Raw genomic sequence first — 15,581 nt, forward strand, 5'->3', positions numbered from 1 at the left:
CCGTATATATCGTGATTTGCCGCCTGGGCAGGGGCGACCCGTTCAGTCAAACAAGCGTTTCGTTCCGCTTGCTCTTGCAACGCCCGGCGCTAATGTGCCCGCGCGTAAAGCGTTTCCGATCACGGGAGGAAATACATGGCCGACTTTGGCGGCGGCGATCTCGACGCGTTCCGCGGCGAGGTGAAAGCCTGGCTCGAAGCCAACTATCCTCCCGAACTGCGCGATCCGAACGCCAAGACCGACTACGAGGCGGTCTGGGGCGGCCGCGCCTTCGCCGGCTCCAGCGACCCGCAGATCGTCTGGATGCAGCGCATGGCGCAACAGGGCTGGACCGCGCCGACATGGCCCAAGGCCTACGGCGGCGGCGGCCTCTCGCCGCAGGAGGCCCGCATCCTCGACCAAGAGCTCAGCGCCGGCCGCTACCGCCAGCCGCTGGCCTCGTTCGGCGTCTGGATGCTGGGCCCGGTGCTGCTCGAATACGGCACCGAGGAGCAGAAGCAGGAATACCTGCCCAAGATCGTCCGCGGCGAAATCCGCTGGTGCCAGGGCTATTCCGAACCGGGCGCCGGCTCGGACCTTGCCGGCCTGCAGACCCGCTGCGAAGACAAGGGCGACCACTGGCTGATCAACGGCCAAAAGGTGTGGACGTCGTACGCCAACAAGGCCGACTGGTGCTTCTGCCTGGTGCGGACCGATACGTCGAAGAAGCACGAGGGCATCTCGTTCGTGCTGATCGACATGACCACTCCGGGCGTCGAGACCCGGCCGATCCAGCTGATCTCGGGCGAGAGCCCGTTTTGCGAGACCTTCTTCACCGACGTGAAGATCCCCAAGCCGGCCCTGGTCGGCAAGGTCAACGGCGGCTGGGAGATCGCCAAGCGGCTGCTGCAGTACGAACGCCAGAACATCTCCGGCGGCTTTGGCGGCGGCGGCGGCGCGGGCGGCGCGGCCGGCGACCTGGGCCAGATCGCCAAGTCCTATGTCGGGACCGACGCCTCCGGCGCCCTGGCCGACAGCGACCTGCGCACACGCATCACCAAGAACAAGATGGACTTCGACTGCTTCTACAAGACCATCGCCCGCGTGGCGGCGGAGTCGAAGGCCTCCAACGGCCCTAGCGCCGCCACCTCGATCATCAAGTACGCCGCGGCGACCTTCGCCCAAGAGCGTTCGGAGCTGATGGTCGAGGCCATGGGCGCGCAAGGACTCGGCTGGGAAGGCGAGGCCTACACCCCGCTGGAACTGACCGCCACCCACGGCTGGCTGCGCTCGAAGGGCAACTCCATCGAGGGCGGCACATCCGAGGTGAACCTCAATGTGGTCTCCAAGCGGGTTCTCGGACTGCCCGACCCCAAGTAAGTGTGAACGGCGGCGCCCTGTTCTTCGGACGCCGTCCTTGATTTGATCGACCTGATTTCGAGAGGCGAGATTTCCTATGGCTGACTTTGGCGGCGACGACCTGCAGGCCTTCCGCGGCGAGGCGGCGGCTTGGCTCGAGGCGAACTTCCCCAAGGCCCTGGCCGCCGACCCGGCCGCCCAGGTCGCCAAGGCGAGCGGCGGCGAAGAGACGCCGGACGCGCTGGCCTGGCGCAAGGCCATGGGCGCCAAGGGCTGGGGCGTCCCGACCTGGCCGGCGCAGTACGGCGGCGGCGGCCTCAGCCGTCAGCAGGCCCGCGTGCTGCACGAAGAAATGGCCAAGATCGGCGCCCGCAACCCGATCGGCGGCATGGGCGTGATGATGTTCGGCCCGACCCTGATCGAGTACGGCACCGAGGAGCTGAAGCGCCAGCACCTGCCGGGCATCATCAACGGCGACGTCCGCTGGTGCCAGGGCTACTCCGAGCCGGGTTCCGGCTCCGACCTCGCCTCGCTGCAGACCCGCGCCGAGGACAAGGGCGAGACCTATCTGGTCAACGGCTCGAAAATTTGGACAAGCGGCGCAAATCTCGCCGACTGGTGCTTCTGCCTGGTGCGGACGGACACGTCGAAAAAGCATGAGGGCATCTCGTTCCTGCTGATCGACATGACCACGCCCGGCGTCGAGGTCCGCCCGATCCTGCTGATCAACGGCACTTCGCCGTTCTGCGAGACCTTCTTCACCGACGTCGTCGTCCCCAAGAACCAGCTGTTCGGCCCGCTGAACGGCGGCTGGACTGTGGCCAAGCGCCTGCTGCAGTTCGAGCGCGACAACATTTCGGCCGGCCTCGGCGGCGGCTCGATCGGTGCGCCCGTCAACGCCCTGACCGTCAAGAGCGCGGCGACCAAGTATGTCGGCCTGGACGAGACCGGCCGGCTGGCCGACAGCGACCTGCGCCGCCGCATCACCGAGCACCTGATGGAGGTGCAGAGCTTCCAGCAGACGGTCCGCCGCGCCGCCGACGAAGCCAAGGCCGGCAACGGTCCGTCGGCCGCCACCTCGATCATGAAGTACATGGGCGCCAAGGTGGCCATGGACCGCAACGAACTGATCGTCGAAGCCCTGGGCACGGCCGGCGCCGGCTGGGGCGGCGAAGGCTACGAAGACCCCGAATTGGCGGCCGTTCGCACCTGGCTGCGCTCGAAAGGCAACTCAATCGAAGGCGGCACGTCGGAGATCAATCTGAACGTCGTTTCGAAACGAGTGCTGGGCCTTCCCGATCCCAAGTGATTTCATAGACCTGCCCGGAAACGGGAGCGCGAACCATAATCGTCGCTAAGATAATGATTATTAGGGAGAATTTTCATGGCTGACTTTGGCAGCCCCGATTTGGAAGCCTTCCGCGCCGAAGCCAAGGAGTGGCTCGAGGCGAATTTTCCGAAGTCCCTGGGCAAGGACGTGGCCGGTCAAACCGCCGCGCTGATGAGCCCGGAGAAGCCCACCGGCGACCTCGCCGTGTGGAAAGAGCGCATGGGCGCCAAGGGCTGGGGCGTTCCGACCTGGCCCAAGGCCTATGGCGGCGGCGGACTGAGCGCGGCCGAGGCCCGCGTTCTGGCCCAGGAGATGGGCAAGATCGGCGCGGTGAACCCGATCGGCGGCATGGGCGTGGGCATGTTCGGCCCGACCCTGCTGGAGTACGGCACCGAAGAGCAGAAGCAGAAGTATATCCCGGACATCGCCACAGCAAAGATCCGCTGGTGCCAAGGTTTCAGCGAACCGGGCGCCGGTTCAGACCTTGCCGCCCTGCAGACTAAAGCGGAAGACAAGGGCGATCATTGGCTCGTTAACGGCTCGAAGATCTGGACCAGCGGCGGCCAGTACGCCGACATGATCTTCTGCCTGGTGCGCACTGACCAGACCCGCAAGCATGAAGGCATCTCGTTTGTTGTCTTCGACATGCACCAGCCGGGCGTCGAAGTCCGCCCGATCCGCCTGATCGCCGGCAACTCGCCCTTCTGCGAGACCTTCTTCACCGACGTGAAGGTGCCGAAGGAGAACCTGGTCGGGCCGCTGCACGGCGGCTGGACGGTGGCCAAGCGCCTGCTGCAGCACGAGCGCAGCGGCATGAACGGCGGCCGCGCCGGCGGCGGGTCGAACGTCTCGCTGGGCGTGCTGGCCAAGAAGTACGTCGGCGAGGACGAACAGGGCCGCCTGGACGATCCGGATCTGCGCACACGCATCATCCTCAACGAGATCGACCAGCGCGCCGTCGCCCAGACCGTGGTCCGCGCAGCGCTGGAATCGAAGGGCAACGCCGGCCCCTCGGCCGCCACCTCGATCATGAAGAACGCCTTCATGAAGGCGACCCAGGACCGCGCCGAACTGACCCTCGAGGTCATGGGCCACCAGGGCCTGGGCTGGGAAGGCGACGCGTTCAGCGAGGAGGAGCGCACCGCGGTCCGCACCTGGCTGTCGGGCAAGGCCGGCTCGATCTACGGCGGCTCGAACGAAGTGCAGAGCAACATCATTTCCAAGCGTATCCTGGGACTCCCCGACCTGACGCAGAACCACTAGGGTGATCCCGAACCAGGCCGTTTGCGCCATGTCATTTCGCATGGTGCGGACGGCCGCGAGTTTTCAAACGACCTGATTTTTCTAGGAGACTATTTCAATGGCAGATTTTGGCGGCGGCGATCTCGACGCCTTCCGGACGGAAGTGCGCGGCTGGGTCGAGGCCAACTTTCCGGCGGGCCTGAAGGGCAAGCCGAACCCGATGATGCGCGAAGAGCGCAGCAACCCGAGCCCCGACCAGGAAGCCTGGCGCAAGGCGGTGGGTTCGAAGGGCTGGGGCACCCCGACCTGGCCGGCCGAATACGGCGGCGGCGGACTGTCGGCGGCCGAAGGCCGCGTGATCATGCAGGAATTCCAGCGCGCCGGGGCCTACAACCCGATCGGTGGCATGGGCGTGATGATGTTCGGCCCGACTCTGCTTGAGTACGGCACCGACGCCCAGAAGAAAGAGCACATTCCGCCGATCTGCCGTGGCGATCTGCAGTGGTGCCAAGGTTTCTCCGAGCCGGGCGCCGGCTCTGACCTTGCTTCTCTTCAGTGCAAAGCTGAAGATAAGGGCGATCAATTCATTATTAACGGCCAAAAGATCTGGACCAGCGGCGCCCAATACGCTGACTGGTGCTTCTGCCTGGTGCGTACGGATACCTCGAAGAAGCATGAAGGCATCTCCTTCGTGCTGTTCACCATGCACCAGCCGGGCGTCGAAGTTCGCCCGATCCCGCTGATCGCCGGCAACTCGCCCTTCTGCGAAACCTTCTTCACCGACGCCGTGGCGGACAAGAAGAACCTGGTCGGCCCGCTGAACGGCGGCTGGACCATCGCCAAGCGCCTGCTGCAGCACGAGCGTTCGGGCCTGTCGGGCGCCGGCGGCGGCGGCTATGCCGGCGGCCGCGGCCTGCCGAAGCTGGCCAAGGACTATGTGGGCGTCGACGAACAAGGCCGCCTGGCCGACAGCGACCTGCGCACCCGCATCATCCTGAACGAGATCGACGGCCGCGCCTTCCAGCAGACCGCCGTGCGCGCGATGATGGAAGCCAAGGGCAATTCCGGCCCGTCGGCGGCGACCTCGATCATGAAGAACGCCGGCACCCGCTGGATGCAGGACAAGGCCGAACTGACCCTCGAGATCATGGGTCACCAGGGCCTGGGCTGGGAAGGCGACGCCTTCACCGGCGAAGAACTGGGCGCCGTGCGCTCGTGGCTCGGCGGCAAGGCCACCACGATCTATGGCGGTTCGCAGGAGGTGCAGAACAACATCATCTCCAAGCGCATCCTCGGCCTGCCGGACCTGACGCAAAACAACTAACCCTCAGAACAACCACAGATATTTTCGAGAATAGGATTTAAGACATGGCCGTTCTGAACGAAGAACAGAGCATGCTCCGCGACGCGGCGAAGAGCTGGGTCCAGGAAAAGAGCCCGGTCACCGCCTTCCGCAAGATGCGCGACTCGGGCGTCGAGCTCGGCTACGACGCCGCCGCCTGGAACGAGCAGGCCGAAATGGGCTGGGCCGGGGTCATCATCCCGGAAGACTTCGGTGGTTCGAACTTCGGCTACCTGTCGATGGGCCTGATCCTTGAGGAGATGGGCCGCACGCTCACCGCCTCGCCGCTGCTGGCCTCCGGCCTGGCCGCCGCCAGCGCCCTGATCCTCGGCGGCGACGACGCCCAGAAGGGCGAGTACCTGCCGAAGATCGCCGACGGCTCGCTGGTCGCCACGCTCGCCGTTGACGAAGGCGCTCACCACGCCCCGGAAAAGGTCGCGCTGGAAGCCAAGAAGTCGGGCGCCGGCTACGCCCTGAACGGCAAGAAGACCTTCGTGCTCGAAGGTCCGGCCGCCGGCCTGCTGGTCGTCTCGGCCCGCACCAGCGGCAAGCCGGGCGACAAGGACGGCATCAGCCTGTTCCTGGTCCCCGCCGACGCCAAGGGCGTGACCAAGCAGAACCTGAAGCAAGCTGACAGCCGCGGCGTCTCGAACATCACGTTCGACAACGTCGAAGTGGCGGCCGGCGCGCTGCTCGGCGCCGAAGGCAAGGGCTGGGACGTGCTGGAAGCGACCCTCGACCGCGCCCGCGCTGGCGTCAGCGCTGAAATGCTCGGCGCCGCGGTCCAGGCCTTCGAAACCACCCTCGACTACCTGAAGGTCCGCGTTCAGTTCGGCCAGGTCATCGGTTCGTTCCAGGCCCTGCAACACCGCGCGGCCAAGATGTTCACCGACCTGGAACTGGCCCGCTCGGCCGTCGAAGCCGCCCTGGCGGCGATCGACGCCGGCAGCCCGGACGTGCCGGAGCTGGTCTCGCTGGCCAAGGCCAAGATGGGCGACGTCTTCCACCTGGTGTCCAACGAGATGGTCCAGATGCACGGCGGCATCGGCATGACCGACGCCCACGACGCGGGCTTCTACATGAAGCGCGCCCGTGCAGCCGAGGCGGCCTATGGCAGCCAGTCGTATCACCGCGACCGCTACGCCAAGATCCAGGGCTACTAAGACCTTGAGCTTCGCGCCCCGGCTCGCCGGGGCGCGGGGTCATGGAGAGCAAACGAAACCCCGCCAGCGCAAGCCGGCGGGGTTTTTGTTTCGGGGGGGATGGCCGTTAGCGCCGACCTCGAAGGGCGCGCGCAACATACATCAACACTCCCTTAGGTAGATTTCACCACACTCCCGGACATGACCAGGTCCGCGCTTCTGATCACGTTGATGCTTCTGGCGGCGTGCTCCCGCGCCCCATCGGATGGGGACACGATGAACATGCCCCCTGAGAGCGCCTCGCGCCGCGAGCCCCATAGCCTTGCCGGCCATCAGATTCGCGACCTGCCAGCTTCGACGGGGTGGAACGTCTCAAAAGCCGGCCCCATGTTCACCGCTATTCCCGTCCGGAACTTTGAAAAGCTCACGAAGCTTCCGGTCGAAGCGCGGGCTGACGACCAACGCGGCGACGTCTTGATTCATATCGCGGATGCGTCGCGGCCCGATCTCGACTTCGGTCGCCCGTACGAGCGCCGCCGCGAGCACGAGGGCCTTCAACTGTACGTTTCCACAAACCCGGATGTGCGCGGTGACCGCCTGCTGCTGCCTCAGCCGTATCAAGGCCGAATTGACTGCGTCGCCGGCGCGCTGGAGCGCGGCACGCCATCGTGCATGCTCGTGGTGACCTCGAATGGCATCCGCCACACCTTGACCATCGCTCCAGATCAAATCGCGCACTGGCGCGACTTTGTGGACGGCTATCTCCGGTTCATGGACGAGTTAGGCGCCTAACGCTTGGGCGCGTGCGACGCACCCAAGGTTTCGTCGAGGTGTGGGGTCATGGAGAGCAAACAAAACCCCGCCGGCGCGAGCCCGCGGGGTTTTTGTTTGGGGGCAGCTTTGCGCCAGAAGCGGATATTGCCTCTCGGCCCAGTGGACAAGAGGCGCACGCATCACCCTCACTGCAACCAACCTGCTCGACGCCCAGCAACGGGTGAGGAACGCCGACGGCGTTACGCCCCTCCGCTATCAGTCGGCTTACGTCGACGCCATTGGCCGCACCCTAGAACTCGAGATCCGCAAGGCACTCTGATTGACCGCAAACCTGCGCGCTCGAATTTGGCGGTCCCCGAGGAGCGCCAAGCGCCACATGCAGGCATTTGGGCAAGGCCGGGTGCGTACTCCCGACTGCCGTTTCGAGGTCAGATCAGGCCCTGCTCGCGGTAGACACGGCGCAGCACATCGAGCGAAGTTGAGCCGGCGTCTAAGCCCACGGCGTGGAACTGCCGAATATCGAAGGCCGAGCCCTGCCGCGCCTTCATCGCCGCGCGAAGATCCAGCCATTGGACCTTGCCGATCATGTAGCCCAGCGCTTGACCTGGCCACACGCAATAGCGGTCGATCTCAGTCTCCGCTTCGCTGCGCTTTCCGGTCACGCCGGTCATGTAGTCGACCGCCTGAGCCCGCGACCACCGCAGGTGATGTAGCCCCGTATCGACCACCAGGCGCGCGGCGCGGAACATCTGGTCATTGAGGTATCCGATGCGGCCGAGGGGATCGTCGGCGTACATTCCCAGTTCGTCGGCCAGTTGCTCGGCGTAGAGCGCCCATCCCTCGTCATAGGCGTTGAAGTCCGAGTTGGGCCTGCAAAGGTTGAGCTTGCGCACGAGCGGGATGGCGCGGTTCTCGATCAGCAGCGAGTTCTGCAGATGGTGCCCCGGATACGCCTCATGGAACGTGGTCGTCGGCAAGGTCCACGACGGCGTCGAGGCGGTGTCCGCAAGTTGCAGATAGTAGGCGCCAGGCCGCGAGCCATCCACCGTGCCCGCCAGATAGTAGGGCGCGCTCGCGCCTTCGTTGATCGGCGGCGGACGACGGACGATCACCTGCGCCTTGGGCAGGGTCGAAAACGCCTCCGGCAGTCGCTTCTGGATACCGGCCATGAGGCTGCGCGCGGACGCCATGACGGACTCCCGTCCGGCGTCGGTGTTAGGCGCGATGAACCGCGGGTCGGTGAAGAGCGACGCCAGGCGGTCGCCGACCGAGCCCTGCGAAAGACCCTGCGCGCGCAGCAGCGCGTCGGCGCGCCCGCGGAGGTCGGCGACCATCTCCAGGCCCATCTTGTGGATCTCTGCCGGCGTCAGGTTCGTCGACGTGCCGTTGCGCACCTGATGGGCGTAATAGGCGTCGCCCTCGGGAAGCCGCCAGACGCCGGCGTCGTCCGTCGCCTTCGGGAGCTCGGCTTCGAGCGCCGCGATCTGCGCCTCTAGCGCGGGGCGGATCTTCGTCGCGAGAATGGACTTGGCCTGGGCTCCCCAGGTTCCGTCGATGCCCTTCTCGTTGGTTCGCCGCACCAGCGAGGCGACGATCAGCGTCGCGTCGTCCGACTGTCCGCGCCACGCCTTCAGCGTGGCGATGCCGCGCTTGAGGATGAAGGCGGGCGGCCGGGCGCCGGCGCGCACGTCGTCATGAAAATGAGCGACCTCGTCACCAAGCACGGGGCCGAAACGCTCCAGCCGCGCGAGGTAGGCTTCGGCGTCCGCCGAGGTCGCGATCCGGTGGTTGCTGTCGAAGAAATCGGGCAAGGCCTGCGCCATGCCGCTGAGATGGCTGAGCACCCACGGCGACTGCGGCTGGGACGGCGATTTCACCCCGTAACTGAAGTCTCGCACGCCGCTTAGCAGCGTCGACCATTGCCAGGCCAGGGTGTCGTAATTGATCCGATCGGTGGCCGAGAGCCGGCCGCGATCCAGCCGCCCCAGCCCCTTCAGCGCCGTTTCCAGGAGGCCGCGATAGGCCTCGCGGTCGGCCGGCGTGTCGCCGTCGAGCTGCGACTTCAGCGCCGCATACGGCCCGTTGTCGACGCCGAACGAAGAGCACAGGATCGGCGAGCGCCTGAGGAAGGCGTCATAAGTGCTGTCGCAGAGCGCCTGCAGCTCGGCGCTCTGCGCCTCGGCGGCATAGCCCGGCCCGCCGACGCCAAGCGCCACAGCCCCAGCGCCGGCCAACAGAAATTTGCGGCGATCCATTTGAACGCACCCTCCCCGACTTGAAGCTTCACTTTAGGGGCTGGCGAAAAGCCTGCGCAACAGACCACGGTCGCCACCAGCGCTTAGTCCGATTGGCCGTGATCGCCGCCAAGCAGGCCTTCGGTCTGTCAGCGACGAGCCCGACGCAGACGCACCGGATTTAGGTTCCATCGCTGTCCGAAGAGCGGACGTCGTCACGGACCGCTGAGAGCCTAGCAGCTTCCGTGCGGGCTCCACGTCCGCTTCCGACGCCCCGCCGCGCGATGATCCGCGCCATGGCCCGTCCGCCCTCCCCGCCCCTGCCCGTCATCGACCACAAGGGCGGCGCCAAGGCGAGCCAGTACCATCCCAATATCGGCTGGGAGATCTGCCAGCGGATCTGCGACGGGCTGACGATCGCGCAGATCGCGGCCGATCCGGCCATGCCGTCCTACGCGACCATCTTTCACTGGCGGAAGATGCATCCGGACTTCGCGGCGATGTACGACGCCTGCCGGGGTCAGCTGGCCCGCAAGCGCCAGCTGGAGGACGCCTCGTGGGCGCAGGCGACGGCGGTGCTGCGCGAGCGGGAGGTGGCGCGCGGCCTGCGTCGGGGGCGGCCGGCCGGGTCCGGACGCAAGAGCACCTTTACGATGGAGGCGGCGCTGGCGGTGTGCGTGCGGCTGGCGGCCGGGCAGGCGCTGAGCGCCATCTGCGCGCGCCCGGACATGCCCTCGCTGAAGGCGGTCTACACCTGGCTCAAGCGGTTCCCGGTGTTCGAGGCCATGTACCTGGCCGCGCGCGAGGAACAGCGCATGTGGCTGGAGCTGAAGATCGAGCATGTGGCCGCCTCGTGCCACTGGACGCAGTTGGGGTCGGCCATGGCCCAGGTGGCGCAGCTTCAGGGACGGCTGGGGCGGCTGACGCCCAAGCACTATCGACCGGGCGGGCGGACCGCGTCGGTGAAGCTGGAGGGCGAGGGCGAGGCGTTCTGCGGCCCGCTGTTCGGCGACCACGGCGGGCGGGTGGCGCGGGGGCATTGGCTGAACGGGCTGCTGGACGAGGACGGCTAGCCGGCCTCACTGACGGGCCATGTCCGGCCGCGGCGCCAGGGCGCGGACCTGGCCGGCGATCCGCACCTGCATCGGCTCGCCCGCCAGCAGCGTCGCCTGGACCTGATCGCCGGCGATACGGACGGCCAGGGTGCGGCCGCGCCAGAACAGCTGGAACGACAGGCTGCGCCATTTGGGCGGCAGCTGCGGGTCGAGCGCCGGCATGTCGCCGGTCAGGTCGAGGCCGCCGAAGCCCATGACCACCGCCTGCCAGATGCCGCCGAGCCCGGCGATGCGCACGCCGCCGGCGGCGCCGGGATCGGGGTCGAACTGGGCGATGCGGTGCAGGTACTTCAGGGCCAGCTCCGGGTCGCCGACCCGGGCGGCGACCAGGGCGTGCATCGCCGGGCTGAGCGAGCTGCCGTGACCGCAGCGCGGCTCGTAGTGGCGGAAGTTGAGCCGCGCGGCGTCGCCGGGGAATTCCTCGGGCAGCAGGGCCGCCAGGGCGACGACGTCGGCCTGCTTGACCACCTGCGAGCGTTGGATGCGCTCGCGGCCGAGCACGACGTCCATCGGCGCGGCGCGGCCGGCATAGGCGGACAGGTCGATGTCCTCCAGCCCGTGATAGCCGGCGAACTGCTCGTAGAGGCCGCTGGCCGGGTCCAGGCCGGTGACGAGGCGCTGGACCGCATCGCGCCAGTCGGCGAGCTCGGCGTCGGTGAGGGCGAGCTGGCCCAGCAGGCGCTCGGCGTGCGCGGGCCAGCGTGAGCGCAGCAGGTCTGCGACCTCCAGCCCGCGGGCGATGTTCCAGCGCGCCATGACGTTGGTGAAGGCGTTGTCGTCGATATCCTCGTGATACTCGTCCGGACCGATGACGCCTCGGATGTGGCGCCGGCCGTCGGCCTCGGGCGTGGCGCGCGAGGCCCAGAAGCGGGCCGTCTCCAGCAGGATCTCGGCCCCGGCCGCCTGTAGGAAGTCGTCGTCGCCGGTGGCGCGCCAGTACTGCCAGACGGCGTAGGCGACATCGGCGCTGATGTGCTGCTCCAGCTTGCCGCAGAGGATGTCGACAAAGCCGCCGTCGGCGGCGACCACGCGCTCGGGCGTGGTCTCGACGCCGGTGTCGGCCGACTCCCAGGCATAGAGCGCGCCGCGATAGCCGAGCGCCGCGGCCTTGTCCCGCGCCGCCGGCAGGGTGCGAAAGCGGTACATCAACATCGCCCGCGCCGCCTGCGGCCAGACGGCGGTGTAGAACGGCAGCAGGTAGATCTCGGTGTCCCAGAAGACGTGACCGAAATAGCCGTCGCCGGTCAGGGCCCGCGCCCCGACCGAGACCGCCTCGTCGTCCGGGTTGGCGGCGCTGAGCAGGTGATAGGCGGCGAAGCGCACCACGCGTTGGACGTCGTTGTCGCCCTCGATCGCCACGTCGGCGCAGCCCCAGCGGTGCTCCCAGGCGCGCTCGTGGTCGGCGAGCACGCCGCGCCAGCCGGCTGAGCGGGCGCGGGCGAGCGCGGCCTCCGCGGCCGGGGCCGGATCCTCGCCCGGCGCATCGCCACGGGCCACCGAGACCAGGCGGGCGAACTCGACGGGCTGGCCGGCGACCGAGCGCCAGCGCCAGATCCAGCGCAGCGGGAACGGCTGGTCCGCGGCGAGCAGATCCTCGCCGAGCCGCAGCTCAGCGGCGCCGGCCATCGCCACGCCCTTGTTCGCGCCTTCCGTCCGCCAGGAGCCGAGGTGCGGTTCCAGCCGATCGGGCTCCATGCCCAGGCCCGAGAGGTCGAAGCTGGCCTCGAGCTGCATGTCGACGCCGTCCTGGTCGACGGCGAACTGCAGCAGCTGCAGGCCGAGCGCGCGATCGGCCTGGGACAGCAGGCGCAGCTCGCGGCCGCTGCCGGTCACCCCGGCCGGGTTGCGATGGGTCCAGCCCGACAGCAGCGCGGCGCGGCGCATGTCCAGCTGGCGGACGCTGCGCAGCACCTCGCCCTCGCGGCCCAGCAGCACCTCGCCGTTCAGCAGCAGCCGCACCCGCGACCAGTCGGCGACCGGGACCAGGGCCGGCACCGGCGGCTCGACATTGGGCGTGTCGAACAGCCCGGCGACGTAGCAGCGCGGCCAGGAGGCCCAGCGCAGATAGCCGAGCCAGCTGACCCAGATCGGGCCGCGGCTGACCGAACGCGCCGCCCGCATGCCGAGGAAGCCGTTGGAGATCGCGAACCGGGACTCCACGCCGCTCTCGGTCAGCACCTGGTAGCCACGATGACTGAGCACCCAGCCGCGGTGCGTGGTCGGGTCCAGCGCCTGCTCCATCGGCCGGGACGGCGCCGCCGCGCAGGGCCGCAGCGCGCCGGCCGCCAGCGCCGCGACGTCGACCTGGTCGAGACTGGAGACCACCAGCTGGGCGCCGGCCGCGTGCAGCAGGGCTTCGTCGCCGAGCCGCGCCACGCCGAGCGCGGCCATGCCGCCGGCCAGCGCCGCCAGCACCCCGGCGGGGGCGTCCTCGACCACCACGCATTCGGCCGGCGGGACGTCCAGCGCCTGGGCGGCGGCCAGGAAGATCCCCGGGTCCGGCTTGCCGGCCAGCCCCTCGCGGCCACTGACATCGGCCTTGAACATCGACAGCACCGGGCGTCCGTCCGGCAGCCACAGCTGCTGCAGCATGGCCGCGGCGTTCTTCGAGGACGAGGCTATGGCCAGCCGCACGCCGGCCGCCTCGAGCGCCGCGGCGAACCGCACCGCATCGGCGAAGGCGTCGAACTCGCCGCTGTCGATATAGCGGGCGACCAGCGCCTGCTTGGCGGCGGCGTAGGCCTGGACCCGCGCCTCGGCGGCCGATGGGGCGAGCAGCTCCAGGGCCCGGCGCGCGCCGTCGAGCCGCGGGCGACCGGCGACGTTGGCCTGGTAGAACTCGGTCGTGAAGGCGGCGGGGTCGGCGAACGGGGCCAGCGCCTCGCGCCAGGCCCGCTCATGCGGTGAGGCCACCAGCACGCCGTCCACATCGAAGATCGCGGCCCGCAAGGTCTTGCCCATGCTCACCACCACTGCAGCGCGGCCCGATATTAGGAAGGGCCGCGCCAGTGAGACACTCAGGTGGAACCCTGCGCGCCGCCGCCGCGGCTCAGTAGTAGTCCTTCAGGGTCAGCGGGGCCTGGGCGCCGTCCTGTAGGGTGAGGGTCATCACGCTCCCGGCCTTGGCGGTGCGCAGGGCGCTGTAGCCGGCGACGCCGAGTTCTACGGCCGGGCGGCCGTCGACGGCGGTGATCAGTTGGCCGGGCTTCAGGCCCGCGGCCTCGGCGGGGGAGCCGGGCGCGACCAGGGCGATGGTGAGGCCGCCGTCGGCCGGACGGACCAGGGCGCCGGCGCGATCCTTGACGAACGGGGCGGCCAGGGCGTCGGCGCGCGGGGTCAGCAGCAGCCGATTGCGGGCATAGTCGGTGGTCAGGCCAAAACGGCTGAGCACCGGCATGCCGACGTTGCCTGAGGTGTGGCCGATGTTGAAGACGCTGTTGTCCTCGTCGCCGAACACGGCCGGGACGTCGCGCACCTCGATGCCGCCAAGGCTGATGGTCCTGACCGTGGCGATGGAGCGCGTGCGCGGGCCGCCGGCCCCGACGCCGCCGGACAGGATCTTGGAGACCGGGCGACCGGTCAGCATCGCCTGCGGCTTCCAGTAGTTGGGATAGACCAGCATCGGCGAGCCATTGCCGAGGTCGAAGTGCATGAGCACCGGGGCCGCGCCTTCGATCGAGACGGGAATCGCGTGCAGGCCGCCGACATTGCTGACCGGAACGGCGACGGCGCCGGCCGGCGGCTGGTAGCTGGCCGGGTCGTGGAAGGTGATGGTCTTGCCGGCGAAGTCGAGCTGGACGGTCAGGACGTTGAGCACCTCCTTGCCGAGGATAGCCGGCAGCGGGCGGCCGATGCCGGCAGCGATCGGCGAGAGGTCCATGATCGCGACGGTGACGCCCTTCAGCTCCACTTCGCCGAGCTGCAGGGTGACGCCGCTGGCCAGCTCGGCGACGTCGCGCCCGCCGGTGCCGAGCGCGGCGACCAGGCCGTCGGGCTTGATGCCGAGCTTTTCGGCATAGGCCTTGTCGAGGACGGTGACCTCGGCCCCGCTGTCGAGCATGACCGGGGTGGCGACGCCGTTGACCTGGGCCGGGATGACGATGCGGTTGCCGAGGAAGAGCTCGAAGCCCAGCGGCGCGGTCGCTGCGCGGCCCTGCGGGAAGCTGTAGATCCGCCGCGAGTCCGGACGGGCGAAGGCGCTCGCGTCGGCGGCCGGGTCGATTTCGACCGAGGTCAGGGTGGTGGTCAGGGTCAGCGGCTCGCCCTCGGTGGTCTGGACTTGGCGGAAGGCCATGCGCACGCCTTCGACCATGCGCCAGTCGGCGTAGCGGGTGGTGGTGGGCACGCCCTCCTCGGTGCTGCGGTCGGCGAGCAGCGCGCCGCTGGCGCGGTCGAGCAGCAGCTCGTAGGCGCCGCCCGTGGTGAAGGCCACGCGCAGCACCTGCACGCGCTTGCCGTCGAAGGTCTCGTCCGGCGCGAGGGTGACCGCGCCGTGGGCGCCGTCGAAGGCGTCGTCGAAGGCGGCGAGCCGGCGGCGGGCGGCCTCTTGCGCGGCGACCTCGCCGGCGTCCTCGACCTGGCCGCTGAAGGTGACGGTCCAGCCGCCCTCGCCGATCAGGGCGCGGCGCATGTCGGCCGAGCCGACGGCGATGTGCTCTGCGAGCCGCCCCGGTTCGATGCGGCGCTCGAGCGTCCCCTGGTAGCGACCGTTGTCCATGGTCCCGCGCACGGCCAGCCCTTGAGCACTGGCGAACGGCGCGCCGCCGCGCCAGGCGACGTAGCGAGCCAGCGCGTCGGCGGCGGGATCGGCGTGAGCAACGGCCGGCGCGAGCAGGGCGATGACGGCGGCGGCGGCGAGCAGGGACTTCATGGTTGGGGCTCCTGAAACAGCACGGACATTTGCGCCGCCGAAACCACCCGCGTCCAATTAAGCTGCTGTAAGAGTTGGCATTTTCGTCCGCTTTCGTCGTACGAGCGGCCGGTTTCGTCGATCAGGCGCCGCGCGGGACGGTAGAGCCGGCGGCGCAGGGGGTGCTAAGGCGTCCGTTCCGACCACGGAGAGTT

General features: G+C 68.6%; 10 protein-coding genes. 7 read left to right on the forward strand and 3 right to left on the reverse strand.

What is annotated here, in order from left to right; genetic code table 11:
• Positions 1-135 precede the first annotated feature (135 nt).
• The 6 genes from C0481_RS02060 (at position 136) to C0481_RS02085 (ending at position 7,186) form a co-directional block, all read left to right on the forward strand.
• Entirely contained in the window at positions 136-1,359 is a 1,224-nt protein-coding gene (locus C0481_RS02060; RefSeq protein WP_293400212.1) for an acyl-CoA dehydrogenase family protein, read from the forward strand.
• A gap of 76 nt (positions 1,360-1,435) precedes the next feature.
• On the forward strand, positions 1,436-2,647 hold the full coding sequence (locus C0481_RS02065) for an acyl-CoA dehydrogenase family protein (RefSeq protein ID WP_293400215.1): 1,212 nt from the start codon (positions 1,436-1,438) through the stop codon (positions 2,645-2,647).
• Positions 2,648-2,722: 75 nt separating this feature from the next.
• On the forward strand, positions 2,723-3,931 hold the full coding sequence (locus C0481_RS02070; RefSeq protein ID WP_293400218.1) for an acyl-CoA dehydrogenase family protein: 1,209 nt from the start codon (positions 2,723-2,725) through the stop codon (positions 3,929-3,931).
• Positions 3,932-4,028: 97 nt separating this feature from the next.
• On the forward strand, positions 4,029-5,234 hold the full coding sequence (locus C0481_RS02075; RefSeq protein ID WP_293400221.1) for an acyl-CoA dehydrogenase family protein: 1,206 nt from the start codon (positions 4,029-4,031) through the stop codon (positions 5,232-5,234).
• 44 nt (positions 5,235-5,278) lie between these two features.
• The gene (locus C0481_RS02080; RefSeq protein ID WP_293400224.1) at positions 5,279-6,415 is read left to right on the forward strand and encodes an acyl-CoA dehydrogenase family protein; all 1,137 of its coding nucleotides are present in this window, start codon (positions 5,279-5,281) and stop codon (positions 6,413-6,415) included.
• Between the two features lie 255 nt (positions 6,416-6,670).
• Entirely contained in the window at positions 6,671-7,186 is a 516-nt protein-coding gene (locus tag C0481_RS02085; RefSeq protein ID WP_293400227.1) for a hypothetical protein, read from the forward strand.
• Between the two features lie 410 nt (positions 7,187-7,596).
• Here C0481_RS02085 and C0481_RS02090 read toward each other — a convergent pair whose 3' ends face one another.
• The gene (locus C0481_RS02090; protein WP_293400229.1) at positions 7,597-9,423 is read right to left on the reverse strand and encodes a DUF885 domain-containing protein; all 1,827 of its coding nucleotides are present in this window, start codon (positions 9,421-9,423) and stop codon (positions 7,597-7,599) included.
• A 275-nt stretch (positions 9,424-9,698) separates the two neighbouring features.
• Here C0481_RS02090 and C0481_RS02095 point away from each other — a divergent pair, with 275 nt between their 5' ends.
• Complete coding sequence (locus C0481_RS02095; protein WP_293400231.1) at positions 9,699-10,475, forward strand: hypothetical protein; 777 nt, start codon at positions 9,699-9,701, stop codon at positions 10,473-10,475.
• A 6-nt stretch (positions 10,476-10,481) separates the two neighbouring features.
• On the opposite strand, the gene C0481_RS02100 is transcribed toward C0481_RS02095, so the two are convergent.
• The gene (locus tag C0481_RS02100; RefSeq protein WP_293400233.1) at positions 10,482-13,478 is read right to left on the reverse strand and encodes an HAD-IA family hydrolase; all 2,997 of its coding nucleotides are present in this window, start codon (positions 13,476-13,478) and stop codon (positions 10,482-10,484) included.
• Positions 13,479-13,566: 88 nt separating this feature from the next.
• Entirely contained in the window at positions 13,567-15,387 is a 1,821-nt protein-coding gene (locus C0481_RS02105; RefSeq protein ID WP_293400235.1) for an aspartyl protease family protein, read from the reverse strand.
• Positions 15,388-15,581: the final 194 nt, after the last annotated feature.

This window comes from Phenylobacterium sp. (assembly GCF_013822795.1).
Classification (GTDB): domain Bacteria; phylum Pseudomonadota; class Alphaproteobacteria; order Caulobacterales; family Caulobacteraceae; genus Phenylobacterium.

What these genes read in the sequence shown, in the direction of transcription:
- C0481_RS02085 (WP_293400227.1), top strand. Translation starts at nt 6,671, where the DNA reads ATGAACATGCCCCCTGAGAGCGCCTCGCGCCGCGAGCCCCATAGCCTT.
- C0481_RS02095 (WP_293400231.1), top strand. Translation starts at nt 9,699, where the DNA reads ATGGCCCGTCCGCCCTCCCCGCCCCTGCCCGTCATCGACCACAAGGGC.
- C0481_RS02090 (WP_293400229.1), bottom strand. Translation starts at nt 9,423, where the DNA reads ATGGATCGCCGCAAATTTCTGTTGGCCGGCGCTGGGGCTGTGGCGCTT.
- C0481_RS02065 (WP_293400215.1), top strand. Translation starts at nt 1,436, where the DNA reads ATGGCTGACTTTGGCGGCGACGACCTGCAGGCCTTCCGCGGCGAGGCG.
- C0481_RS02100 (WP_293400233.1), bottom strand. Translation starts at nt 13,478, where the DNA reads ATGGGCAAGACCTTGCGGGCCGCGATCTTCGATGTGGACGGCGTGCTG.
- C0481_RS02105 (WP_293400235.1), bottom strand. Translation starts at nt 15,387, where the DNA reads ATGAAGTCCCTGCTCGCCGCCGCCGCCGTCATCGCCCTGCTCGCGCCG.
- C0481_RS02070 (WP_293400218.1), top strand. Translation starts at nt 2,723, where the DNA reads ATGGCTGACTTTGGCAGCCCCGATTTGGAAGCCTTCCGCGCCGAAGCC.
- C0481_RS02060 (WP_293400212.1), top strand. Translation starts at nt 136, where the DNA reads ATGGCCGACTTTGGCGGCGGCGATCTCGACGCGTTCCGCGGCGAGGTG.
- C0481_RS02075 (WP_293400221.1), top strand. Translation starts at nt 4,029, where the DNA reads ATGGCAGATTTTGGCGGCGGCGATCTCGACGCCTTCCGGACGGAAGTG.
- C0481_RS02080 (WP_293400224.1), top strand. Translation starts at nt 5,279, where the DNA reads ATGGCCGTTCTGAACGAAGAACAGAGCATGCTCCGCGACGCGGCGAAG.